21 protein-coding genes and 1 pseudogene are annotated in these 22,782 nt (G+C 66.4%); 17 read left to right on the top strand and 5 right to left on the bottom strand.

Translation table 11 applies throughout. The features are described 5' to 3' along the window. The first annotated feature begins 22 nt into the window (after positions 1-22). The 17 genes and pseudogenes from F464_RS28195 (at position 23) to F464_RS0109880 (ending at position 14,254) form a co-directional block, all read left to right on the top strand. A complete protein-coding gene (locus F464_RS28195) occupies positions 23-1,246 on the top strand; it encodes an MFS transporter (RefSeq protein ID WP_018989657.1) in 1,224 nt (407 codons plus the stop codon). Between the two features lie 286 nt (positions 1,247-1,532). Continuing rightward, positions 1,533-1,784 carry a hypothetical protein gene (locus F464_RS0109965; RefSeq protein WP_018989656.1) on the top strand — a complete coding sequence of 84 codons (252 nt, stop codon included), beginning with the start codon at positions 1,533-1,535 and terminating at the stop codon, positions 1,782-1,784. Continuing rightward, a pseudogene (locus F464_RS31585) lies at positions 1,726-2,649 on the top strand (hypothetical protein). Before F464_RS0109965 ends, F464_RS31585 begins: the two are co-directional and overlap by 59 nt. 259 nt (positions 2,650-2,908) lie before the next feature. Further along, positions 2,909-3,280, top strand: a complete 372-nt coding sequence (locus F464_RS30305; protein ID WP_084600479.1) for a YHS domain-containing protein — start codon at positions 2,909-2,911, stop codon at positions 3,278-3,280. Between the two features lie 164 nt (positions 3,281-3,444). Continuing rightward, positions 3,445-4,179, top strand: a complete 735-nt coding sequence (locus F464_RS0109945) for a lycopene cyclase domain-containing protein (RefSeq protein ID WP_018989652.1) — start codon at positions 3,445-3,447, stop codon at positions 4,177-4,179. 476 nt (positions 4,180-4,655) lie between these two features. Further along, complete coding sequence (locus F464_RS0109940; RefSeq protein WP_018989651.1) at positions 4,656-6,233, top strand: ABC1 kinase family protein; 1,578 nt, start codon at positions 4,656-4,658, stop codon at positions 6,231-6,233. A gap of 202 nt (positions 6,234-6,435) precedes the next feature. Beyond that, positions 6,436-7,806, top strand: coding sequence for an SAM-dependent methyltransferase (locus tag F464_RS0109930; protein WP_018989649.1), 1,371 nt, complete (start codon positions 6,436-6,438; stop codon positions 7,804-7,806). A 66-nt stretch (positions 7,807-7,872) separates the two neighbouring features. Beyond that, positions 7,873-8,073, top strand: coding sequence for a YHS domain-containing protein (locus F464_RS28185; RefSeq protein WP_051092272.1), 201 nt, complete (start codon positions 7,873-7,875; stop codon positions 8,071-8,073). A 4-nt stretch (positions 8,074-8,077) separates the two neighbouring features. Beyond that, positions 8,078-8,338: a DUF5676 family membrane protein gene (locus tag F464_RS0109920; RefSeq protein WP_026295894.1), complete on the top strand. Its 261-nt coding sequence runs from the start codon at positions 8,078-8,080 to the stop codon at positions 8,336-8,338. 81 nt (positions 8,339-8,419) lie between these two features. Continuing rightward, the gene (locus F464_RS31580; protein ID WP_051092271.1) at positions 8,420-8,734 is read left to right on the top strand and encodes a hypothetical protein; all 315 of its coding nucleotides are present in this window, start codon (positions 8,420-8,422) and stop codon (positions 8,732-8,734) included. A gap of 38 nt (positions 8,735-8,772) precedes the next feature. Then, entirely contained in the window at positions 8,773-9,303 is a 531-nt protein-coding gene (locus F464_RS30300) for a cytochrome c biogenesis protein CcdA (protein ID WP_051092270.1), read from the top strand. Positions 9,304-9,336: 33 nt separating this feature from the next. Beyond that, complete coding sequence (locus F464_RS0109910) at positions 9,337-9,636, top strand: hypothetical protein (protein ID WP_018989646.1); 300 nt, start codon at positions 9,337-9,339, stop codon at positions 9,634-9,636. 35 nt (positions 9,637-9,671) lie between these two features. Then, positions 9,672-9,944, top strand: coding sequence for a hypothetical protein (locus tag F464_RS0109905; protein ID WP_026295893.1), 273 nt, complete (start codon positions 9,672-9,674; stop codon positions 9,942-9,944). Next, positions 9,941-10,171 (top strand): type II toxin-antitoxin system RelE/ParE family toxin, encoded by a 231-nt coding sequence (locus F464_RS28175; RefSeq protein WP_018989644.1) that lies wholly within the window; start codon positions 9,941-9,943, stop codon positions 10,169-10,171. The genes F464_RS0109905 and F464_RS28175 overlap by 4 nt, the downstream gene beginning before the upstream one ends. Before the next feature lie 1,124 nt (positions 10,172-11,295). Next, positions 11,296-12,561: a DcaP family trimeric outer membrane transporter gene (locus tag F464_RS0109890; RefSeq protein ID WP_018989642.1), complete on the top strand. Its 1,266-nt coding sequence runs from the start codon at positions 11,296-11,298 to the stop codon at positions 12,559-12,561. Between the two features lie 81 nt (positions 12,562-12,642). Beyond that, positions 12,643-13,518 carry a DMT family transporter gene (locus tag F464_RS0109885; RefSeq protein WP_018989641.1) on the top strand — a complete coding sequence of 292 codons (876 nt, stop codon included), beginning with the start codon at positions 12,643-12,645 and terminating at the stop codon, positions 13,516-13,518. Positions 13,519-13,618: 100 nt separating this feature from the next. Next, positions 13,619-14,254: an FMN-binding negative transcriptional regulator gene (locus tag F464_RS0109880; protein ID WP_018989640.1), complete on the top strand. Its 636-nt coding sequence runs from the start codon at positions 13,619-13,621 to the stop codon at positions 14,252-14,254. 132 nt (positions 14,255-14,386) lie between these two features. Here the strand turns inward: F464_RS0109880 and aceF are convergent, their stop codons facing one another. The 5 genes from aceF to doeB form a co-directional block, all read right to left on the bottom strand. Continuing rightward, positions 14,387-15,706, bottom strand: coding sequence for a dihydrolipoyllysine-residue acetyltransferase (gene aceF / locus F464_RS28170; RefSeq protein ID WP_018989639.1), 1,320 nt, complete (start codon positions 15,704-15,706; stop codon positions 14,387-14,389). Positions 15,707-15,741: 35 nt separating this feature from the next. Beyond that, on the bottom strand, positions 15,742-18,432 hold the full coding sequence (aceE, locus tag F464_RS0109870; protein ID WP_018989638.1) for a pyruvate dehydrogenase (acetyl-transferring), homodimeric type: 2,691 nt from the start codon (positions 18,430-18,432) through the stop codon (positions 15,742-15,744). Between the two features lie 153 nt (positions 18,433-18,585). After that, a complete protein-coding gene (gene lpdA, locus F464_RS0109865; RefSeq protein ID WP_018989637.1) occupies positions 18,586-20,373 on the bottom strand; it encodes a dihydrolipoyl dehydrogenase in 1,788 nt (595 codons plus the stop codon). Between the two features lie 69 nt (positions 20,374-20,442). Further along, positions 20,443-21,621, bottom strand: coding sequence for a cystathionine gamma-synthase family protein (locus F464_RS0109860; RefSeq protein WP_018989636.1), 1,179 nt, complete (start codon positions 21,619-21,621; stop codon positions 20,443-20,445). 44 nt (positions 21,622-21,665) lie between these two features. Beyond that, the gene (gene doeB, locus F464_RS0109855; RefSeq protein ID WP_018989635.1) at positions 21,666-22,658 is read right to left on the bottom strand and encodes a N(2)-acetyl-L-2,4-diaminobutanoate deacetylase DoeB; all 993 of its coding nucleotides are present in this window, start codon (positions 22,656-22,658) and stop codon (positions 21,666-21,668) included. Between the last annotated feature and the right edge of the window lie 124 nt (positions 22,659-22,782).

Genomic DNA, 22,782 nt, shown 5'->3' with positions numbered 1-22,782 from the left:
TCAGCTAAAGCACATATCAGCGATGAAGCGACTATCGCCCCAAGCGGACACGGACATCCACCTGCTGCTGACGGCGACGGTGTTCGTGGTGTTCATGGGCTACGGCAGTCTGCTGCCGGTGCTCGCGTCCTTTATCGAGCATCTCGCGGACAACGGCAGGCGTTCAGTGTCGTGGCATGCGGGGATGCTCATGGGTGCTTACACGCTGGCGCTGTCCGCTTTCGCTCCGATCTGCGGACGATTGTCGGACCGGGTCGGCCAGCGGTCGATTCTGCTGGTGGGGCTCGCGGGCTACGTCGTGACATTGCTCCTGTTCGGGCTGTCACTAACCCTGTGGCAGGCATACGCCATGCGTATCGCCAGCGGTCTCTTCGCCGCGGCGGTATTGCCGGTAACCATGGCATTCGCGGGGGCCAGCCACCCGGCGGCACTGCGCGCACGCCGTTTCGCCTGGTTGAGCGCGGCCTCTGGCCTGGGACTGCTGGCGGGACCGGCCTTGAGCGGCATTACGACACGGACGGGGGCTGGATCGGGCGGAGCGGACCAGTGGCACGTGGCGTTGGCCTCTCCGTTCGCCGTCGCCGCGATCCTGGGCGCGGCGGCCTGGATCGCGCTGTTCCTCCGCCTGCCCCGCGTACCGATGGCCAGAACGCCAACGGCTCCGGACGCGGCGCGCGTGCAGCCGACATTGTTTTTCCTGGTGCTGCTGCTCATGTTCGGGCTCGGCAGCTTCGAGGTGGCCATCGGGCTACGTGCCCAGCGGTTCCTCGGGCTGACGCCCGCGGCCATCAGCGTCATGTTCATGGAATGCAGCCTCGTGATGATCGTAGCCCAGATTGCTGTCTTCTGGTCCCCTTCCTCGCTTTTGTATGGCCCGCTTCTGACGACATCGGGCCTCGTGGCGATGGCGGTCGGCATGGCCCTGCTGCCCTACAGCGACAGCTATCTGGCTCAGGCGGGGCTGATCGGGGTGATCGCCGCCGCTGCAGGCATTCTCATTCCCGTCCTGAGTTATCGCATTTCCCGCGATGCTGGCGACAATCAGGGACGTGCCTTGGGCAAGAGCGTTGCGGCGGGGAATCTCGGGCAAGCCGCAGGCTCGTTGGCCGCCGGCGTGCTGTTCGATCTACGTCCCGAGCTTCCATTCTGGCTGGGTGCCGGTCTGCTGGTTTCTGCCGCGCTCGCGGCCGCAAGGTTGGCTGCGAGTGGTGTGGCGCTGCGGGCGAACGAGAAAGGGAGGGGGTGACAGAGCGCAGACCAGTCATCAGGACGGACGCGTCGCTCGGGAGGCAACACGTAAAGGAAGCGATCTTGCAGAAGAGGTGGGCCATGGCGTGTGAGCCGGTATGCACTAGGGAAGTTGATGCAACCGACGCAGCGGCCAGGGCCCAGTGCCCCGGGCAGGCCTATTATTTGTTAGGAGGCCAACTGCAAGACGTTTGTAGCCACGTCGGAGAAGTGTACCAAGGCGGTCAGCCATGACTCCCGCGGCAACGACGGCGGGGATCTCAACAATCGCTAAAGGAGGCGTCATGCTGAACCTCAAAGTCGTTTTCGTGGCTCTGAGTATCTGGGTCGCGTTCACCTTCGTGTTGGGCGTGGCATACGGACTGGCGGTGCCCGCGCGCATTCACATGCACGCGTTCCTGGACCAAATGCTGTCAGGCTGGCTGAGCGGACCGGTTTTCCTGCTTGGACTGGGAGTGAGTTTCGCGTACGGGGTGCATGTCCGCCTCCCGTACGTGCCGATCCACAACTTCCTGCAGCAGCGCTGGAGCGCATGATGGAAAAGCGCCAAGTCTTTTCCCTGTGGTACTTCGTGGGTGCCTTCATCGTACTGCTACTGATTCAGAGCGTGCTGTTCCCCACGCATACCTGGCCAACCTCGTAAACGAGGCGGCGCTGCTTGCCGCCCGCAAGGGCAAGGATGCCGTCGAGATGGCCGATTTCGACGAGGCCCTGGACCGCATTGTGGCGGGTATTGAGAAGAAGAACCGGCTGATCAATCCGAAGGAGAAGGAAACGGTGGCCTATCACGAGGCGGGTCACGCGTTGGTGGCCGAGGCCCGGCCCCGCACGGACCGGGTGACCAAGATATCCATCATTCCCCGCGGGGTGGCCGCCTTGGGCTACACGCGGCAGACCCCAGGTGAGGACCGCTATCTGATGACGCGGGCCGATCTGCTCGAACGCATCGACGTGCTGTTGGGCGGCCGGGTGGCGGAGGAAATGGTCTTCGGCGACGTGTCCACCGGCGCCCGGAACGATTTGCAGCGGGCCACCGATCTCGCGCGCCAGATGGTCACCCAGTACGGCATGAGCGAATGACTGGGGCTGGCGACGCTGGAGGACGCCCGTGCCGCCCTGTTCCTCGATGGCCCGGTAATGCCCGGGCGCAAGGAGTACAGCGAGCATACGGCCGAAGCCATAGATGAAGAGGTGAGAATGATCCTGGCCGATGCGCACACCCGCGTGAGCGAGACGCTGAGCGCCAGACGCGGGTTGCTGGACACCTTGGCGCGTTTGCTGCTCGAAAAGGAGATGGTGGGCCGTGGGGAGCTGGATCAGCTGTTGGGCGCCGCCGACGAAACGCGACATTCGGCGGTGCAGGATCCAGCGGACGCCGTGCATAGCAACCCTGCGCCCTGAATGGCGTGGTGCAGTGGCGCAGGACCTGAATGGCGACGAAGTCGCTAGGTGAGGGCCAAACAGCGCTGGTCTCCCAATGACTGCTATGTAATCTGCGGGTCACGTCCTGGTCAACCATTCTAATGCATACTGGGTAAGAGCGATCTGCAGCAGTGAGGTGAGTACGGAGCACGTTGCTCAAGGCCGCGTACGGCGGGCTCGACCCGGGGGCACGGGTGAGACCGCAAAGCCGTAATGGACGAAGCGCGAGGTGAGGATCATGAAATGGCTATCGGAAAACTGGATCTGGGTCGTGCTGTTGGTGGGGGTGTTCGTGATGATGAGCCGCGGCGGCATGGGATGTGGAGGTGGAGGGCGCCGATCGTACGGCCGTGGACATTCTGATGAACGCGGAGCGCCCGGCCCGAGTGCGGGCGATGAGACTCCGCCCTCGCAGTCGGCAATCGACCCGGTGAGCGGGCGGCCGGTAGAGATGCTCCAAGCCGTCACCAGTGTCTATAAAGACCGAACGTACTACTTCGCGACGCGTGAGAATCGCGAGATCTTCGAGGAGTCGCCGGAGCGTTTTGCGGCTGCGGTGCTTGGTGGAAATACATCCCCGGAGCATCGGCACCACAGGCGGGGTTGCTAGTTGGCGGTTGCGGCGAGCGAAGGGACGGCGTGTTTGAGCAGACCGTTCACGCGCTGGTGCAGGCTGCCGCGCTGTCGTAGCACTTATTCACGATAGCCGTCTCCGATGAGCATGTGCGGGCGCTTGCGTCGATCAAATCATCGTGGCTGACGAAAGGGGGTGTCATGCCATTCAATTACGTCTGGCTGATCTGGTCGTGCGCCTTCCTGGCCTTGTGGGCGATCACGTTCCTCGCATTTCCACGGCAGCGCCGTCAAATGTGGTGGGCCAGCGTGGGCACCGCGCCGTTCGGGCTCACGGAGCCGTTGTTCGTGCCCGAATACTGGAATCCGCCCAGTCTGTTCGAGCTCGCACAGACGACAGGCTTCGACATCGAAAGTCTCGTCTTCACTTTCGCGATCGGCGGCATCGGCGCTGCCGCCTACAACGCCCTGATGCACCGGCGGCTTGTGCGCATGACGGCGCGCGAGCGCCACCACCTGCGCCATCGTTGGCATCGGGGGGCGCTCGCAACCCCCTTCGTCGCCTTCGCGCTGCTATTCCTCCTCCCGTGGAATCCCATCTACGCGGCGATAGGGGCATTGACACTGGGCGCCGTCGCTGCAGTGCTCTGCCGGCCCGATCTCGCGCGCAACACCGTTGTTGGCGGGCTCCTCTTTCTGGCCATCTACTCGCTGTTCCTGCTGGGCCTGAAATGGTCGGCACCGGGCTATGTCGAGCAGGTGTGGAACCTCGCGGCGCTCAGCGGCTTGGTCATCTATGGCCTGCCGGTGGAGGAGCTGCTGTTCGGCTTGTCCTTCGGAATGGCGTGGACCGGCGTCTACGAGCACATCACATGGCAGCGCTCGGTGGCGCCAGCAAGCCGTGGCTCCGCCATGCCTCGGCGAAAGGGCACATGAACGCACCGAGGCACTGGACCGCCATGCAGACGCGAGCGCTCAGGGCCGGGCTCGGCGTGACGGCCGTGGTCGGCGTTGCCGCGACGCTCCTGATGGCGGGGGACCTACGTCGATACGGCCTTGTCGCTGGGGCTCCAGGGGATTACAGCAATGTAATCCGTCGGTCACGCTTGCGTAGAGGAGCGACGCTTATACTTTATGTGAGCCTTCAAGAAGCAGCGGTCACTGAGCCGCTCCGTGCAGCCCCCAGCGCGCCGGTTCAGACGAGATGTCCGAAACGGGAGGTGTCGTATGACCGTGATCGCGACGTTCCTTGTCGGGAAGCGCGAGGGGGGCCACTATGAATACACGCATGGTCACCCGGTTTGGCCGTCCGCTTGCGGCAGTTGCAGGCTCGTCCGTAGGGCTTGCGACGCGCCGGGCTGGCAATGGGCCGTTCGGCAGAAGGATGGCTGCCCGGGGAGGGAGTGATCGCGATGCACGTGGCAATTCGGCTGCTGCAGATCAATCTCGCGCTGTGGGGCCTGGTCCTCTGGTGGGGGCTTGCGCGCAGCGGCGTGGTGCGTGGTCGGACCGCACCGCCGCAGCGCTTCGCCGCTACGCTCGAGCGGCTCGGCACGACGTTCGTCAAGCTCGGGCAAGGCCTGAGCCTCCACCGCGAGTTCCTACCCGACGACTATGTGACTGCTTTGCAGAAGCTGCACGACCGTGTCCAGCCCTTTCCCTTCGAGCAGGCCCGTGCGGAGGTGGAGGCGTCGTTCGGAAGCCCGCTGAAGGAGCTGTTCGCGCAGTTCCAGCCGCAGGCGCTGGCGGCGGGTTCCATCGCCCAGGTGCACCGCGCGACGACCCGCGACGGTCGTGTCGTCATCGTCAAGGTGCGCCGTCCGGGCATCCGGCGCCAGGTCGAGGAGGACATCCGCATCCTGCGCTGGTTCGTGCGCAGCGTTCTCTGGTTGCTGCCGGGCCTGCGCGCGATCAAGCCGCTGGAACTGGTGGACGAGCTCGCGCGCAACCTGCACAAGGAGATCAACTTCCGTCAGGAAGCGCACAACATCGCCCGTTTCGCCGAGATGTTCCATGGATCGCCCACGGTCTATGTGCCCGGCGTCGTGGACGATCTCTACACGGAATGGGTCATCGTGCAGGAGATGAGCCCCGGCCGACGCATCGACGATCCGGCCTTTCTGCCCCAGGGCCCGCGGCTTGCGGCCAACCTCGTAGACGCCTACCTGCACCAGTTCTTCGTCGAAGGCGTCTTCCACGGCGATCCGCACCCGGGCAATCTCTTCGTGCTCGACGACGGACGCATCTGCTTCCACGACTTCGGACTCGTCGGTTTCCTCGACCGGCGTACGCGCATGGGCCTCATCGCCTTCATGATGGCCTTCGTGCAGCAGGACGGCGACTGGCTCGTGGATGCCTATCTCGATCTGGGCGTGCTCGCCGGCGCACTGGACCGCGAGGAGTTTCGCGCCGGCATGGAGGAACTCGTTCAGGACTATGCGCGCAAACCCTTGAACGATTGGTCGTTCGCCGACGCGTTCCTGCGCATCGCGCGCATGGGCCATGGGCGCAACGCGCGCCTGCCGCATCATCTGCTGGTCCTGCTGCGGGCGGTGTTCCTGATGGAAAGCACGGTGCGGCGGCTCGCCCCGCGGTTCAACCTCGTCGAGGGGCTGTTCAACAAGGCTGGCGCACTGTTGGAGACCGCGGGCGGGGCGGGGGATCCGGGGGCCCGGTTCAAGTACGAGTCCTTCGTGTCGTTGCGGCAGCTGCCCTCGGACCTGAGCAGGGCGCTCCACCGCATGCGGGGCGATGGCATCGAACTGTCGGTCTCGCACCGTGGCCTGGAGCGGTTGCAGGAGGAGATCGATCGCACCGGGCGTCGCCTGTCGCTGGCGCTGGTGACGCTCGGGTTGTACGTCGCATCGTCGCTACTGATGCAGCACAGCATCGGGCCGCGTTGGGGTGAAATCCCGGTGCTGGCGATCCTCGGGTATGTGCTGGCACTGTGGCTGAGCTGGCGCCTCGGGCGGGAGATCGGACGACGCTGAGACGAAGGCCTCTACGTCACGACAATTGCAAGGAAATTGCTGCCATGGGGATCCACAAGATATTCATCTCGAGGGTACTCGGGGTGTCGATCGCAACGGTCTTTCCGGTGTATCTCGGCGCCGCGGGGGCAGGGCGGCCGGCACGGGCGACGCAGCAGACCGGGCGTCGTAACGAGGAAGCTTCGAGCAGGAGGAGATGACGATGGTTGCCGACAGGCGAGATATCTCGGTCGCAGAAGCCGAGCGCGCTGATGCGGTGGGGGCGCGGCGCATCCTCGAGCCCCTGCTGGGCGGCGCCGGCGCGGCGCCTGCAGTGCGGCTGTGGAATGGCGTGACCCTTGAATTCGGAGACGGCCGGCCGCGTTGCACTCTGCTCATCCACGATGCACGGGTGCTGCGCGAGCTGATCCTCACACGCGACCCGTTGCGCCTGGCGGACGCCTATGTGCGCGGTACGGTGGATGTCGAAGGCGATTTTTCAGATGTGCTCGCGCTGAAGGAGCACTTCGCTGCCCTGCGCCTGCGCCCATCGACAAAACTGGCGCTGCTCGCCCGTGCGCTCGCGCTGCCGCGGCGCGCGGCGACCGCATGGCCGGACGCTTGCGGCAGGCGCTGGGAGGCTGGAAGCACGCTGCTCAAGCACTCCCGTCGTCGTGACGGTCAAGCCATCGCCTTCCACTATGACGTGTCGAACGATTTCTATCGGCTGTGGCTCGACGAACAGATGGTGTACTCCTGCGCCTACTTCGAGCAGCCCGACGAGAGCCTCGAGCGGGCGCAGCGCAACAAGCTCGACTTGCTGTGCCGCAAGCTGCGCCTGACTGCGGGGGAGCGCCTGCTCGATATCGGCTGCGGCTGGGGGGCACTGTTGTGCTGGGCCGCGACGCACTATGGCGTGGAGGCGCACGGAGTCACCCTGAGTCGCAACCAGTTCGACTACACGCGGCGCCGCATCGCCGAGGCCGGCCTCGGGGGGCGGGTGAGCGTCGAGCTGAAGGATTACCGCGATATCGATGAAGCGGGGCGATTCGACAAGATCGCGAGCGTCGGCATGTTCGAGCATGTCGGGCTGCGCAACCTGCCGACCTATTTCTCGAGCGCGCACCGCCTGCTGCGCGACGGCGGCCTGTTCCTCAATCACGGCATCACCCACGATCGGGAAGGCTGGCCGGATTCGGTCGGCACACGCTTCATCAACCGCTACGTCTTCCCCGACGGCGAGCTCGATACCGTGAGCAACGTGCAGCGCGCAATGGAGCGGGTCGGTTTCGAGATCTGGGACGTGGAAGGTCTGCGTCCCCACTACGCGCTCACGTTGCGGCACTGGGGCGAACGGCTGGAAGCGCGGCGGCGCGAAGCGCTCGGGCATGTGAGCCCGGAGGTTTTCCGCGTCTGGCGGCTCTACATGGCCGCGTGCGCGCACGAATTCGCGCAGGGCGGGGTGGGCGTCTATCAGATCCTGGTGTCGAAGCGCGCGAAGGCGCCGCCACCCGTGCCGCTCACGCGGCGCGATCTCTATCGCGAGCGGGTGGCCGGGGACCGGGGGCCGAACCAGCCGCGCGGCGGAAGCTGACAGGAACAGGGGCCACGCGCGGCGCTACTTGCAGCGCGCGTGGCCGTAATGTGGAGGAGGTGCATCATGGCAAGAGATCCCGTATGCAACATGGAAGTGGAGCCCGCGCACGCGGCGGCGACTGCGCAGCACGCCGGACATACCTACTATTTCTGCTCCGAGGCTTGCCGTCGGACCTTTGCCGCCGCGCCGGAGAAGTTCGCCGGCGCCGTGAACCGCGAGTCGGGCCACTGCGGCTGCGGGGCTTCCCATAGCGACAAGAGGTGACGCCATGCTCAACATGAAAGTTGTTTCCGTGGCCTTGGGTATATGGGGGGCATTCACCTTCGTGCTGTGCGTGGCATATGGACTGGCGGTACCCGAGAGCCTGCATATGCACGCGTTCCTCGAACAGGTGCTGCCCGGCTTCAAGTGGCTGAGCTGGACGTCGTTCCTGCTCGGGCTGGTGGAGAGCTTCGTGTATGGCCTGTACGCGGGCGTCGCCTATGTGCCGATCCACAACTTCCTGCAGCAGCGCTGGGGCGGAAGATGAGGCGTCGGCATGGGGGCCGCGCATCTCCCGGCTGAGCGGCCGGGCTCGGAGCGCATAACAACGGAATCGGAGGAGAACGTCATGAACGCCGATTCGACTCTCAGCGAGGCGGAAAAGCGCATGCGCGTCGTCTTCGTGAGCCTCGCCTTCGCGCTGCTCTCTGCGATCATCCTGTCGCTCGTGTACTTGTCGACGAGCACGACGACGGCGGCGACCGCGACGCTGTCCTTCTCGGGCGGCGTGTCGAACATCTTTCTACCGTGCACGCTGCCGCTCGCCTTCATCATCGTACCGCTGAGCATGGCGGAGGGCTACCGCAAGGGCCTGGCCATGGCCGTTCTGTTCGGCCTGGACTCGCCATCACGCTCGGCTTCTACGGGGTCGCGGTCGCCCTGATCGGCAGATACCTCGGACTGGGCCAGGCGACGCGAATCATGTACGTGCTGGCCGGCATCGCAGCGATGCTCTTCGGGCTGTCGGAACTGAAACTGATCAAATTCGAGCTGCCCGCCTACACGCACATACCGAAATTCATCGACGAGCGCTCCGAATACCTGAAGGTATTCTTCCTCGGCCTTTTCCTCGGCAACGCCGGGGTCGGCTGCCCGAACCCCATCACCTACGTGCTGCTGATCTACATCGCCGGCACCGGCAACAGCTGGGACTGGTTCTGGCTCATGGGAATGAACGGCATCGGGCGCGCGTTGCCGCTCGTGTTCCTGTCGGTGCTCGGCATCCTCGGCGTGAACGCCCTGCCGGGTCTGCTCAAGCGCAAGGAGGCGGTGGACCGGTTCATCGGCTGGGCGCTGGTGATGCTGGCGTCCTTCATCGTGCTGACCCTCGGGATCGTGCTCTGGTACTGGTGGACGAACGGTCGCAAGGTCACGCCCGGCCTGGCATGGGTGATCGCGATCTTCGTCCTGTGGGGCGTCAGCCTGATTCCCGTCGGCATCGGGCCGATGTGAGCGGCGGCGTGCATGGGGAAAAGGAGCGGGCAAATGATCGGCCTGTCATTCAAGAGGTTTGCGTCGGTGGCCGTGGCCGTGGCCCTGGCCAGCCTGGCATGGGCGCACTCCGAATCGGAGCTCGCCAAACTCGTGCCGCCCCACGGCGGCCTGGTCGCCGAGTCGGGCGGCTATCGGGTCGAACTGGTGCTGAAGCCGGATCGGGTGCAGATCTTCGTCGCCGATCATCAGGACAAGCCGGTCGCCGTCGAGGGTGTCACGGGCACGGCCAATCTCCGCGTAAAGGGAGAGAGGCCGCAGCGGGTGACCCTGCAGGCGATGGTCGCCCAGTGAGTATCCCCGCCAACGCGCCGGTCACGGTGTTGATCATGCCGAAACAAGCCGTTTTTACGATGAAGCTGGAGTTCGAGCTGCACGCCGAGTTCATGGCCGAGGCCGCCCATCGCCCGGTATCGCAGGTGCTGCGCGAACTGATGCGCGAGTTCGTTCAGCGGCAGCGTGAGGCGCGCGAGTACGACGAGTTCCTGCGCCGCAAGGTCGAGGCCGGTCCGGCTTCGATGCAGGCGGGCCAAGGTCACTCGAACGATGAGGTCGAAGCCGAGTTCGCCGCCCGGCGCGCCAAGTTGACGAGCCGGGCGTGAGGGTCGTCTGGACGCTTGAGGCGCAGCGGGACCGTGCCGACATCTGGGATTACATCGCGGCCGATAGCCCACCGGCGGCGGCCAGGCTGGATGAACTATTCAGCGACGCGGCATTCCAGTTGGCCCGATATCCCATGCTCGGTCGGCCGGGAACGATACCCGGCACCCGTGAGTTGATTCCACCCGAGAATTTCGACACCACGCGGCTGGCTCGGCATCCCTCCTGACCAGACGGGGCTCAGGAGTTCATTCAGGCGTCAGCCGCGCCCATCTGAGAGTGTGCTCGAGGACCCATCGGATCTTGCTGAGGACGCGGCCGTGCGGCTGTTCTCGTCGATCGATCCGAGTGGTGATTACGTGGTAGCACCCGGTGGTGACTGTCGTTTGGATCAGGACATCGGAATCAGTCAATTTACGCCCGACGACCTTTCAAAACTCCGCCGACGTTCCGCGCCGTTACTGGGTATGGCGAGACGTTGTTTTGAAAGAAAAGTCACGCAAGTATTTGATTTGTTGGTTTAGAGTCCGGTCTTGTGGCTCCAGGTGTCGCCGGTTCGATCCCGGTATGTCGCCCCATAAAATCAAGGAATTACGGCACCCTTCGGGGTGCCGTTTTTTCAAAAGTCGGCCGTTCTACTAAATACTCTCCAGTGCTCATATTTCATCGGCATGATTTGCCGACGGTCAAGGGGGCGAGGAGCGACAGCAGATCGACCGCATTGCCTGCCCTTGGCTCGTTACCCGCTCAAGCACGTCCAGCCTCCCTCTTTAACCACGCCGAAAACTCCAGCGGCCTCAACCCGAAGCGGATCGCGCTGCCGGGGTGAATGGTCCTGAACCCGGCCTGCGTCAGCGCAACAAAACGCGTCTGATCTTCCTCAGCGAACGTGATGGGCATGACGGCGCGGATGAGCAACACGAAAGAGCCGTTCGAAAACTCGCACGACCGCGATGTTCGCATCCTCTTGGCGGTCATGGACGTGCTTTTTGTCTTCCCGTCTATGACCAACCGGCATTGGGGTTCCAGAAGAGCGCTACCGGCATCAAGACAATCCTGCTGGGGCCGGGAAAGACCGCCGAGTCGCTAAGGGCGCAGGTGGAGCGCGATCCGGTTAGCCTCTCGCATTTGCCATCATCCGAATGCCAAGGCTTCTACGCCAGTGCAAAGAAATATCGCGTACTAGGATATTTCGATTCCCGCTGCAGCCTTCGTAGTCTTGCTCGCGACGGCCGCACACCTCTTTCAGGTTTGAAATCCACGTTTTTCAGTGGCATGGATGTGTGCGCCTGTCTCCTGATGGCGCCCCGTGAGAAGGGCGTCGCAATTTCAAACAGTGGAGTGAGGCAGACGATGAAACATGTACTTGCCGGCGTTGCCGCCGTATTGGCAGTTAGCCCCGCGTTCGCACAGGACAATTCGATCGAGGCGCTGCGCGAGCAACTCAATCGCCTGCAGGCGCGCATCGACCAAATCGAGAAATCCGGCCGCGAAGGGGAGGCGGCCCTGAAGGCGGGCAATGTCGTCACTGGCGGCGACACTCCCGGCAGCTTCAAGCTGCCGGGCTCGAAGACCTCGGTGCAGATCGGCGGCTACCTCAAGCTCGATGCGATCTATGACCGCGACCAGGATCTGGGCGATACGCTCTTCGTCGACGGATTGTCCACTAGCGGCAGTTCCAAGGACGGCCATTTCCGAATGCACGCGCGGGAGTCGCGCCTGTTCGTGAAGACCACGACCGCGACCGACATGGGGTCGCTACGTACCCACCTCGAAGCCGACTTCTTCGGCGCCGGCGGCAACGAGCTGTTCTCCAACTCGCGCAACTTCCGCATCCGCCACGCCTACGGCGAGCTGGGCGGCGTGCTCGCGGGCCAGACCTGGTCGAACTTCATGCACTTCGCGGCCTATCCGGCGACCGTCGACTTTGATGGGCCGGTCGGCGTCAGCTTTCTGCGCCAGGCCCAGCTGCGCTATACGCTGCCGCTCGGTGCGGGCAGCCTGTCGTTCTCGGCCGAGAACCCGGAAGGCACGGGCTTCGCCGACGCGAAGGATACGGCGCCGGATCTGACGGCGCGCTACAGCTGGAGCGGCGACAAGGCGGCACTCGAGGCCGGCGCGGTGCTGCGCCGCCTCGCCTATGACGACGGCGCGAACGACGACGCGGTGACCGGCTACGGCCTGATGCTTGCCGGCAACGTTGCCCTCGGTGCGGCGACGCGGCTGATGGGTGGCGTCATCTGGGGTGACGGCGTCGGCCGCTACGTGTATTCCGCGAGCGGCGAGTCCGACGGATCGGCGGGTATCGGCGCGGCCTACATCAAGGCCGACGGCTCGCTCGAGACGATCCGCGCGCGCGGATTCAACGTCGCGCTCACGCACGACTGGACCAGCCGGTTCAGCTCCTCGCTGTCCTACGGCCAGGTGCACGGCGATCGCCCCGAGGCCTTGTTCCCGACCTCGACGCGCAAGCTCGAGAGCATCCACTTCAGCCACTTCTATAAGCTGTCCGAGCCAGTCACGCTGGCGTTCGAGGTCTCGCGCGCGGCCAAGGAGACGCAGGACGGCGAATCGGCGCGCGCGCTGCGCTTCCAAGCCGCGGCGAAGTACGCGTTCTGATTGCGCGCTTCGCCCTCAGCGCCGCCGCGATCGCCGTGGCGGCGCATTTGTGGACCCTCGCGCAACGACAAGGAGAGCGCCGTGCAGGAACGGCAGAAGGGCTTGTTGATGACCGCAGCCGGCGTGCTGCTGATGTCGCCCGATGCGTTCGTGCTGCGCTGGGTGAGTGCCGATGCGCTGCACGTCCTCGCATGGCGCGCCTTGATGATGGCGGCAGGCCTCGGGGTGCTGCTCGGGCTGCGCTATCGCACCGCGCTGCCGCGAGCGCTCGCGCGCTGCGGCTGGACTGGCGCGGGCTGCGCGCTGAGCTACGCGGCGAGCACGATGTGCTACGTCACGGCGATGAACCTCGCCGGTGCGGCGAGCACCTTGCTGATCTACAGCGTCTCGCCCTTGGTCGCCGGGCTCATCGCCTGGGTCTGGCTCGGCGAGCGCCTGTCGCGCCGCGACCTTGCGGCGATCCTGGTGTGCGTCGCCGGCATCGTGCTGATCGTCTCCGACGATGCTCCCGGCGCGAGCCTGCCGGGCAACCTGCTGGCGCTCGCCGCGGCCGCGCTGTTCGCCGCGAACCTCGCGCTCGCGCGCAGCCGCCCGCTCGTCGACATGAGCCCGGCTCTGCTGCCGGGGGCGCTGCTGGCCTCGTTCGCAGCGTTCGCGCTGGGTGGCGCGCCGCGCCTCGACGCCGGCGAGTTCGCCGCGCTCGCGGCAATGGCGCTGTTGCTGCTGCCGCTGGGCTTCATGCTCGTGCAACTCGGGCCGCGACGCATCGGTGCCGCCGAGGTCGGCTTGCTGCTCCTGCTCGAAGTCGTGCTCGGCCCGCTGTGGGTGTGGTGGCTGCTCGGCGAGGCGCCAGGCGCTCGGGTGCTGTTCGGGGGGATGGTGGTGCTGCTCGCGCTGCTCGGACACACGCTCGCCGGCTGGCGCGTCGCTGGGCGGTCTGCGGCCGCCGTGACGTGAGAAAGGAGTAAGGGGCGGCAGCCCCGGCAGGAGATCCGCTTGGGCACCGCAGCCATTGCGGTATGCTCGGAACCCGTGCGAATCGAGAAAGGCTTGTCCCGTGTATACCCCCTCAAGCTTCAGAGAAGACGCCACCGTCCGCCTGCATGCGCTGATCGAGGCGAATCCGCTCGGCCTGCTGGTCACGCACGGCGAGGGCGGCCTGCAGGCGTCGCCGCTGCCCTTCTTGGTCTACCCGGACGAGGGGGAGTTTGGCGTGCTGCGCGCCCACCTCGCGCGGGCGAATCCGCACTGGCAGGAGCTAACCTGCGTCGACGAATGCCTGGTCGTTTTTGGGGGCGTGCAGGGCTATGTCACCCCGTCGTGGTATCCGAGCAAGGCCGACACGCACAAGGCCGTTCCGACCTGGAACTACGCCACCGTCCACGCTTGGGGCAAACCGACGGCGATCGAGGACGCTGCCTGGCTGCGCCGACAACTCGACGACCTGACCGCGTTCCACGAGCATCCGCGGCCCGTGCCGTGGGCGGTCAGCGACGCGCCGGCCGATTACATCGCGGCACAGATGAAAGCCATCGTCGGCATCGAGATTCCCATCGCGCGCCTGGAGGGCAAGTTCAAGATGAGCCAGAACAGGAGCGAGGCCGACCGGGCCGGGGTCGTCGCGGGCCTGCGCGACGAGGCTGATCCGCACGGGAATCGCGAGATGGCCGGGCTCGTTGAAGGGCTGGGGTGAGGGGAGTCGCGGCCAACCCAGATAGGGCTGCCGAATACCGCCAATCCACCCGCGTCGGCGAGCGTCATAGACGGCGAAGGGCGGACATCTCGCAGCGGGGGTGTCCGCCCTGCTAATGCGGCGCCGAGGGCTTCAGCCTTCGAGGCTGATGCGCCGGAAGTCGCCGAGCACGCTCTGCAGATGCACCAGGAAGCGTGCGGCGAGCACGCCGTCGACGACGCGGTGGTCCCACGACAGGCACAGCGGCAGGATCAGGCGCGGCACGAACTGCTGGCCGTCCCACACCGGCTTCGTCTGGGCCTTGGTGACGCCGAGGATGGCGACCTCGGGGGCATTGATGATCGGTGTGAAGGCGGTGCCGCCGATGCCGCCCAGGCTGGAGACCGTGAAGCAGCCGCCGCTCATGTCGGCGGGGCCGAGCTTGCCGTCGCGCGCCTTCTTCGCGAGCTCGGCGGCCTCCGCGGCGATCTCGTAGAGGCCCTTGCGATCCGCGTCGCGGATCACCGGCACGACCAGCCCGTTGGGCGTGTCGGCGGCGAAGGCGACGTGGAAGTACTTCTTCAGCACCAGATTGTCGCCGTCGAGGCTGGCGTTGAACTCGGGGAACTTGCGCAGCGCCGAGACGCAGGCCTTGATCAGGAAGGCGAGCATCGTGAGCTTCCTGCCGCTCTTGTCGTTCTCCTTGTTGAGGGCGACGCGGAAGGCTTCCAGATCGGTGATGTCGGCCTCGTCGAAGTTGGTGACGTGGGGGATCACGACCGCGTTGCGCGAGAGGTTCCCGCCGGAGATCTTCTTGATGCGCGACAGCGGCTGGGTTTCGATCGGGCCGAACTTCGCGAAGTCGATCTTGGGCCAGGGCAGCAGGTCGAGCCCGTTGCCCGGCGCCGCGGCCGGGGTCTTGCCGGGCACGCTGCCAGAGCTCATCGCGGCCTTCACGTGCGCCGTGATGTCCTCGCGGGTGATGCGGCCCTTGGCTCCGCTCGCGCGCACCTGCGCGAGGTCAACGCCCAGCTCGCGCGCGTAGCCGCGCACCGAGGGGCTGGCGTGCACCTTGCCGCCGGGCGGCAGGGCCGGCGGGAGGGCGGCGGGCGCCGACGGTTCAGCCGCGGGCGGTGGGGGCGGTGCCGCAGGAGCGGCCGCCATCGGGACAGCGACGGACGCGGGCGGCGCAGCCTGCGCGGCTTCCGCAGCAGCTGCCGCCGTGCCACCCTCGGCGGTTTCGATCTTCATCACCAGGCTGCCCTGCGACACGCGGTCGCCGACCTTCGCGAGCAGTTCGCGGACGATGCCGGCCACCGGCGCGGGCACGTCCATCGTCGCCTTGTCCGATTCGAGCGTAAGAATGGGATCGTCGGCGGTGATGTGGTCGCCGGGCTGCACGAGCAGCTCGATCACGGGCACGTCCTTGTAGTCGCCGATGTCCGGCACGGTCACGTCTATGAGTCGGGTCATCTGTTCACCTCGATTGTTCTTTCCGGGCGCCGCGTTCAGATCGCGAGCGGGCTGGGTTTGTCGGCGGCGATGCCGAGGCGCGCGACGAGGCCTTCGAGCGTCGCGGCCGGCAGCACGCCGTCGGCGACGAGGCTGCGCAGCGCGGCGAGCGTGACGTAGCGGGCGTCGACCTCGAAGAAGTCGCGCAGTGCGACGCGCGTGTCGGAGCGGCCGAAGCCGTCGGTGCCGAGCACGGTGTAGCGCGCGGGGACCCAGTTGCGGATCAGGTCCGGATAGGCGCGCATGAAGTCGCTCGCGGCGACGACCGGGCCGCGGCCCGCGAGTTGCTGCGCGACCCAGGGCTCGCGCGGGGCCTCTTCCGGGTGCAGCAGATTCCAGCGCTCGCAGGCGAGGCCGTCCTTGCGCAGCTCGCCGAAGCTCGTCGCGCTCCACACGTCGGCGGCGACGCCGAACTCGGCTTCCAGCCGCTCGGCCGCGGCGAGCACTTCGCGCAGGATCGTGCCGCTGCCCACGAGCTGCACGCGCGGCTTGCCTTCGAGCGCGCTTGCGCGCAGCAGGTAGAGACCGCGGCGAATGCCTTCCTCGGCCCCGGCCGGCATCGCCGGGTGGGCGTAGTTCTCGTTGTAGAGGGTGATGTAGTAGAAGCCGTTGTCGCCCTCGCTCATCATGCGGCGCACGCCGTCCTCGACGATCACCGCGACTTCAAAACCGTAGGCGGGATCGTAGGCGCGGCAGGTCGGGATCGTCGCAGCATAGACGTGGCTCTGCCCGTCCTCGTGCTGCAGGCCTTCGCCCGAGAGCGTCGTGCGGCCGGCGGTCGCGCCCAGCAGAAAGCCTCGCGCCTGCGAGTCGGCGGCGTTCCAGATCAGGTCGGCGACGCGCTGGAAACCGAACATCGAGTAGAAGATGTAGCACGGCAGCATTGGCTCGTCGCTATGCGAGTAGGCGGTGCCGGCCGCGATCCACGAGGCCATCGATCCGGCCTCCGAGATGCCTTCCTCGAGGATCTGGCCCTTCACATCCTCACGGTAGAAGGCGAGCTGGTCGGAGTCCTGTGGCGTGTAGCGCTGGCCCCACGGCGAGTAGATGCCGAACTGGCGGAACATCGCCTGCATGCCGAAGGTGCGCGCCTCGTCGGCGACCACCGGCACGACGCGGCGTCCAAGCTGCTTGTCGGCCATGAGTTTGCCGAGCAGGCGCACGAAGCTCATCGTCGTCGACACTTCCCGCCCGGCCGAGTCGCCGTGGAAGGCATCGTAGAGCTCGGGCTGCGCGAGCGCGATCGGCTTCGCATCGCGGTTGCGCGCCGGCACATAGCCGCCCAGCGCGGCGCGGCGTTCCTGCAGGTAGCGCAGCTCGCGGCTGTCCTCGCCGGGGTGGTAGTAGTTGAGTTCGTCGAGGTCCTCGTCGGTCAGTGGCAGCTCGAAGCGCTCGCGGAAGCTTTCGAGGTCTTTGCGCGCGAGCTTCTTGGTCTGATGCGCGCTGTTCGCGCCCTGGCCCGAGGCGCCCATGCCGTAGCCTTTGGTGGTCTGCGCGAGGATCACCGTGGGCTGGCCCTTGTGCGCGACCGCCGCGGCGTAGGCGGCGTAAATCTTGATCGGGTCGTGGCCGCCGCGCTTCAGGGCGTCGATGTCGTGGTCCGACATGTTGGCGACCAGCGCGGCGAGTTCGGGGTAGCGCGAGAAGAAGTGCTCGCGGTTGTAGTGGCCGTCGGTCGCCGAGAGCTTCTGGAATTCGCCGTCCACCGCCTCGGCCATGCGCTTGAGGATCCAGCCGTCGCGGTCGCGCGCGAACAGCACGTCCCAGTTCGAGCCCCACAGGCACTTCACGACGTTCCAGCCGGCGCCGGCGAACAGCGTCTCGAACTCCTGTACGACGTTGCCGTTGCCGCGCACCGGGCCGTCCAGACGCTGCAGGTTGCAGTTGATGACGAGGACCAGGTTGTCGAGCTGCTCGCGCGCGGCGAGCGAGATGCCGGCGAGCGATTCGGGCTCGTCCATCTCGCCGTCCCCGACGAAGGCCCACACGCGGCGGTCGCTCTGCGGCGCGATGCCGCGGTGCTGCTGGTAGCGCTGGAAGCGTGCCTGGTAGATCGCGCTGAGGAGGCCCAGTCCCATCGAGCCGGTCGGGAACTGCCAGAAGTCCGGCATCAGCGTGGGGTGCGGATAGGACGACAGGCCGCGGCCGATGCCGCCGGAGACTTCGCGGCGGAAATGGTTGAGCCGGTCCTCGCTCAGGCGCCCTTCGAGGAAGGCGCGCGCATACACGCCGGGCGCAGCATGCGGCTGAAAGTAGACCAGGTCGCCGGGGTGCGCCTCGCTGCGCGCGCGAAAGAAGTGGTGGAAGCCCACTTCGAAGAGGTCGGCGATCGACGCATAGGTCGCGATGTGGCCGCCCAGTTCGGGGTGGGTCTTGTTCGCGCGCGACACCATGGCCAGCGCGTTCCAGCGGTGGATCGAGGTGATGCGCGCCTCGAGGTCGAGGTCGCCCGGGTACTGCGGCTGCGCCTCGACGGCGATGGTGTTGCGGTAGGGCGTCGTGTGGCGGGTGTGGAAGCGCCCGCCCGCGCGGCGGCCGGCCTCGATGAGGCGGTCGACGAGGTACTCGGCACGGCCGAATCCGTCGCGCTCGACGACTTCGGCGAGGCTGTCGAGCCAGTCGAGGGTCTCGCCGGCGTCGCTGTCGGCGCCGAAATTCATGTTCGTGGGCGGCGGATTGTGTGTCATGGCGCGGTTCCTTTGGTGTGAGCAGGGGCGTCGCGATGCGGGGCGAGCCGCTCGCGCGATCGGTTCGTGTAATGCAGTGTAGGGGGCTGGTACGCCCGATCGAATGACCTAGGACACTCGATCGGGCGTACTCGGACGCAAGGTTTTGGCGCCTTAGCGGCGGCGTGTAGGCGGCACGTCGGTGCAACTGCCGTGCGCGACTTCCGCGGCCATGCCGACGGTCTCGCCCAGCGTCGGGTGCGGGTGGATAGTCTTGCCGATATCCACCGCGTCCGCGCCCATCTCGATGGCGAGGCACACCTCGCCGATCATGTCGCCGGCCGAGGGGCCGACGATCGCGCCGCCAATGACGCGGTGCGTTTCGGCGTCGAAGATCAGCTTGGTGAAGCCGTAGTCGGCGCCGTTGGCGATCGCGCGGCCGGAAGCGGCCCAGGGGAACTTGGCGGTCTCGACCTTGCGGCCTTCCTTCTTCGCCTGTTCTTCCGTGTAGCCGACCCAGGCCACTTCCGGATGGGTGTAGGCGACGCCCGGGATCACGGTGGCGTCGAACGCCGACTTCTCGCCGGCCGCGACTTCTGCCGCGACGTGCGCCTCATGCACCGCCTTGTGCGCGAGCATCGGGTTGCCGACGATGTCGCCGATGGCGAAGATGTGCGGCACGTTGGTGCGCATCTGCGCGTCCACCGGGATGAAGCCGCGGTCGGTGACGACGACGCCGGCCTTCTCGGCACCGATCTTCTTGCCGTTGGGGCTGCGGCCGGCCGCCTGCAGGATCATGTCGTAGCGCTGCGGTCCGGCCGGGGCGCTGTTGCCACCATCGGCGCCTTCGAACGTGACCCACAGGCCGTCGTCCTTCGCCTCGACGGCGATGGTTTTGGTCTTGAGCATGATGCTGTCGAAGCGGTGGGCGTTCTGCTTCTCCCACACCTTGACGGCGTCGCGGTCCGGGCCCTGCATCAGGGCGTCGAGCATTTCGACGACGTCGACACGGGTGCCGAGGGTCGAATACACGGTCGCCATCTCGAGGCCGATGATGCCGCCGCCGATGACCAGCATCTTCGCCGGCACCTGGCGGAGTTCCAGTGCGCCGGTGGAGTCGACGATGCGCGGGTCGCGCGGGATGAAGGGCAGATGCACTGCGGCGGAACCCGCAGCAATGATGCACTGCTTGAACCTGATGACCTTCTTCTCGCCGGTCTTGTCCTGACCGTCGCCGGTCGTGACTTCGACTTCGACGTGGTTCGGGTCGAGGAAGCTGCCGTATCCGCGCACGATGTCGACCTTGCGGCCCTTGGCCATGCCGGCGAGACCGCCGGTGAGCTTGCCGACGACCTTGTCCTTGTGGGCACGCAGCGCGTCGATATCGACGGTCGGCTTCGCGAAGGTGATGCCCGCGGCCGACATGTGCTCGGCTTCGTCGATCACCGCGGCGACGTGTAGCAGCGCCTTCGACGGGATGCAGCCGACGTTCAGGCACACGCCGCCGAGGGTGGCGTAGCGCTCGACGATGACGGTCTTCATGCCGAGGTCGGCCGAGCGGAATGCGGCCGAGTAGCCGCCGGGGCCGGCGCCAAGCACGAGCATGTCGCACTCGATGTCGGCACCACCGGCGTGGCTGGCGGCCGTTGGAGCGGCGACCGGCGCGGCGGGGGCAGCGGCCGGAGCCGGCGCGGCGGCGGGGGTTGCCGCAGCGGCCGCACCTGCAGCTTCCACCTTCAGCAGCACGGCGCCTTCGCCGACCTTGTCACCGACCTTGACCAGCACTTCGGTGACAATGCCCGCGGCCGATGACGGCACGTCCATCGTCGCCTTGTCCGATTCGAGCGTGCAGATCGCGTCGTCGACCTTGATGGTGTCGCCGGCCTTCACGAACAACTCGATCACCGGGACAGAATCGAAATCGCCGATGTCCGGCACCTTCACTTCAACAATCTGGCTCATATTGGGGGCTCCTTGTGGGCGCGGCGCCCCGTGGGACGCCGCGCCGGATGCTGCCGGGGTGGGGGCGGATCAGATCTTGGCGAGCGCCTGCTCCAGGTCGGCGATCAGGTCGTCGCCGTTCTCGATGCCGGCCGAGTAGCGGATGAGGCTCTCGGGGATGCCGGCGTTGGCGCGCTCCTGCTCGGTGAGCTCGACGTGGCTGGTCGTGCGCGGGGGGCCGACCAGGGTGCCGACCGAGCCCAGGCTCGCGGCCTTGTGCGCGTACTTGAGGTTCTCGAGCACGGTGACGACCTTGTCGAAGCCGCCCTTGAGCGAGAAGCTCAGCATGCCGCCGAAGCCGCGCATCTGCTTCTTCGCGATCGCGTGGTTGAGATGGGTCTCGAGGCCCGGGTAGAACACCTGCTCGACCTTGGGGTGCTGCGACAGGTAGGTCGCCACGCGCATCGCGTTCTGGTTGTGGCGCTCGATGCGCAGTTCCAGCGTCTTCATGCCGCGCAGGATCATGTAGGCCGAGTGCGGGTGCAGCGTCGCGCCGGTGATCTCGCGGTAGTGGAAGATGCGGTCCACGAGTTCCTTCTTGCCGGTGACGAGCCCGCCCATGACATCGGAGTGGCCGTTGAGGAACTTGGTCGCGCTATACACGACGAGATCGGCGCCGAGTTCGATCGGGCGCTGGTTGATCGGCGTGGCGAAGGTGTTGTCGACCACCACCACCGCGCCGTGCTGGTGCGCGACCTTGGCGAGGCGCTCGATGTCGACGACCTTCAGCGTCGGGTTGGTCGGCGTCTCGAGGTAGAGCACCTTGCAGCCCTTCTTCACCTCGGCCTCGATGATGTCGAAGTCGCTGGTGTCGCACAGGCATACGTCGACCTTCATCTTCGGCAGGAACTCGATGAAGATCTTGTTCGAGCCGCCGTAGGTGTCCTTGATCGCGACCACGCGTTCGCCAGGGCTCAGCAGCGTGAACAGCGTGTTGCTGATCGCAGCCATGCCGGTCGAGAAGCTGGTGGCTTCCTCGGCGCCGTCGAGGATGCGGATCTTCTCCTCGAGCGGGCGCACGGTCGGGTTGGTGTTGCGCGAGTAGATGTGGCCCTTCTTGCGGCCCAGCGCGACGTCGAACCATTCGTTCATGTCGTCGTAGCCGAAGGTCACCGAGTTGAAGACGGGCAGGCAGATCGCGCCCTCGGCGAAGAGGTGCTCCTCGCCCGCCCATACGGCGGCGGTGCCGGCCTTGTTGGTCTCGCTCATGTTGTTTCTCCTTTGGAAGATTGTTCGTGGGGTTGGCCGAGCATTCAGCCGACGATTTCGGCGACTACCGCGAGGGTGTCGCCGCGGCCGATCAGGCCGGGGAAGTGGCGCGCGGCGAGGATGCCGCCGCGGCGCGCGCGGTATTCGACGGGAGCGACGCCGGTGCGCGTGACGTCATGCACGCGCGCGATCACCTCGTCCTTGTCGACCGCGTCGCCGAGGTCGCGGCACATCTCGAGCAGGCCGTCGTGCAGGCTCGTGACGTAGCAGTCGCCGTCGGGCATGTCGAGGGTGACGGTGTCGCGGCGCTCGATGCGGCCGGCGCAGATGCCGGCCTGGATCAGGAACTGCCGCACGCCGCGGTCGGCGACCGCGACGCTCTTCGCGGTCGCGCTGCCGCCACCGCCGAGTTCGGTCGATACGAAGACCTTGCCGGCCGACTCGGCCGCGGTGTCGAACATGCCGACGCTGTCGAGCTCCAGCAGGCGCATCGAGTACGGCGCGTTGAAGGCCTGCATCGCGGCCTCGCAGCGCTCCTGCTGACCCTTGTCGTCGAGCACGTGGATGGCAGCGAAGGGCAGGAAGTCCAGCGTCTTGCCGCCCGAGTGGATGTCGAGCACGTAGTCGGCGAGCGGCAGCAGGTGGCGCTGCACATAATCCGCGATCTTCTCGGTGACCGTGCCGTCCGGCTTGCCGGGGAAGCTGCGGTTGAGGTTGCCGCGGTCGATCGGCGAGGTGCGCGTGCCGGCGCGGAAGGCCGGGTAGTTCATGAACGGCAGGATGATCACGCGGCCGCGCACGTCCTCGGCGACGAGCGTCGCCGCGAGCTTGGTCAGCGCGACCGGACCCTCGTATTCGTCGCCGTGGTTCGCGCCGGTGAGCAGCGCGGTCGGGCCGTCGCCGTTACGCACCACCGTGATCGGGATCATCACCGCGCCCCACGCGGCATCGTCGCGCGAGTAGGGCAGCTTGAGAAAGCCGTGCTGCACGCCGTCGCGCGTGAAGTCGACGGAGGCGCTGATGGGGGAGGGTTTCATCGCATCAGTCCTTGACGAAGAGTTTGCGCGGCGTGTTGCAGAAGGTCTCGACGCCGTTTTCGGTGATGAGGATGCTCTCGGTGATCTCGAGGCCCCAGTCGTCCTGCCAGATGCCGGGCATGAA

Source organism: Aromatoleum toluclasticum ATCC 700605 (assembly GCF_000378245.1).
Classification (GTDB): domain Bacteria; phylum Pseudomonadota; class Gammaproteobacteria; order Burkholderiales; family Rhodocyclaceae; genus Aromatoleum; species Aromatoleum toluclasticum.
This window is presented reverse-complemented; position numbering and strand designations above follow the sequence as displayed.

What these genes read in the sequence shown, in the direction of transcription:
- F464_RS28195 (WP_018989657.1), top strand. Translation starts at nt 23, where the DNA reads ATGAAGCGACTATCGCCCCAAGCGGACACGGACATCCACCTGCTGCTG.
- F464_RS0109965 (WP_018989656.1), top strand. Translation starts at nt 1,533, where the DNA reads ATGCTGAACCTCAAAGTCGTTTTCGTGGCTCTGAGTATCTGGGTCGCG.
- F464_RS30305 (WP_084600479.1), top strand. Translation starts at nt 2,909, where the DNA reads ATGAAATGGCTATCGGAAAACTGGATCTGGGTCGTGCTGTTGGTGGGG.
- F464_RS0109945 (WP_018989652.1), top strand. Translation starts at nt 3,445, where the DNA reads ATGCCATTCAATTACGTCTGGCTGATCTGGTCGTGCGCCTTCCTGGCC.
- F464_RS0109940 (WP_018989651.1), top strand. Translation starts at nt 4,656, where the DNA reads ATGCACGTGGCAATTCGGCTGCTGCAGATCAATCTCGCGCTGTGGGGC.
- F464_RS0109930 (WP_018989649.1), top strand. Translation starts at nt 6,436, where the DNA reads ATGGTTGCCGACAGGCGAGATATCTCGGTCGCAGAAGCCGAGCGCGCT.
- F464_RS28185 (WP_051092272.1), top strand. Translation starts at nt 7,873, where the DNA reads ATGGCAAGAGATCCCGTATGCAACATGGAAGTGGAGCCCGCGCACGCG.
- F464_RS0109920 (WP_026295894.1), top strand. Translation starts at nt 8,078, where the DNA reads ATGCTCAACATGAAAGTTGTTTCCGTGGCCTTGGGTATATGGGGGGCA.
- F464_RS31580 (WP_051092271.1), top strand. Translation starts at nt 8,420, where the DNA reads ATGAACGCCGATTCGACTCTCAGCGAGGCGGAAAAGCGCATGCGCGTC.
- F464_RS30300 (WP_051092270.1), top strand. Translation starts at nt 8,773, where the DNA reads ATGTACGTGCTGGCCGGCATCGCAGCGATGCTCTTCGGGCTGTCGGAA.
- F464_RS0109910 (WP_018989646.1), top strand. Translation starts at nt 9,337, where the DNA reads ATGATCGGCCTGTCATTCAAGAGGTTTGCGTCGGTGGCCGTGGCCGTG.
- F464_RS0109905 (WP_026295893.1), top strand. Translation starts at nt 9,672, where the DNA reads ATGCCGAAACAAGCCGTTTTTACGATGAAGCTGGAGTTCGAGCTGCAC.
- F464_RS0109890 (WP_018989642.1), top strand. Translation starts at nt 11,296, where the DNA reads ATGAAACATGTACTTGCCGGCGTTGCCGCCGTATTGGCAGTTAGCCCC.
- aceF (WP_018989639.1), bottom strand. Translation starts at nt 15,706, where the DNA reads ATGACCCGACTCATAGACGTGACCGTGCCGGACATCGGCGACTACAAG.
- aceE (WP_018989638.1), bottom strand. Translation starts at nt 18,432, where the DNA reads ATGACACACAATCCGCCGCCCACGAACATGAATTTCGGCGCCGACAGC.
- lpdA (WP_018989637.1), bottom strand. Translation starts at nt 20,373, where the DNA reads ATGAGCCAGATTGTTGAAGTGAAGGTGCCGGACATCGGCGATTTCGAT.
- F464_RS0109860 (WP_018989636.1), bottom strand. Translation starts at nt 21,621, where the DNA reads ATGAGCGAGACCAACAAGGCCGGCACCGCCGCCGTATGGGCGGGCGAG.
- doeB (WP_018989635.1), bottom strand. Translation starts at nt 22,658, where the DNA reads ATGAAACCCTCCCCCATCAGCGCCTCCGTCGACTTCACGCGCGACGGC.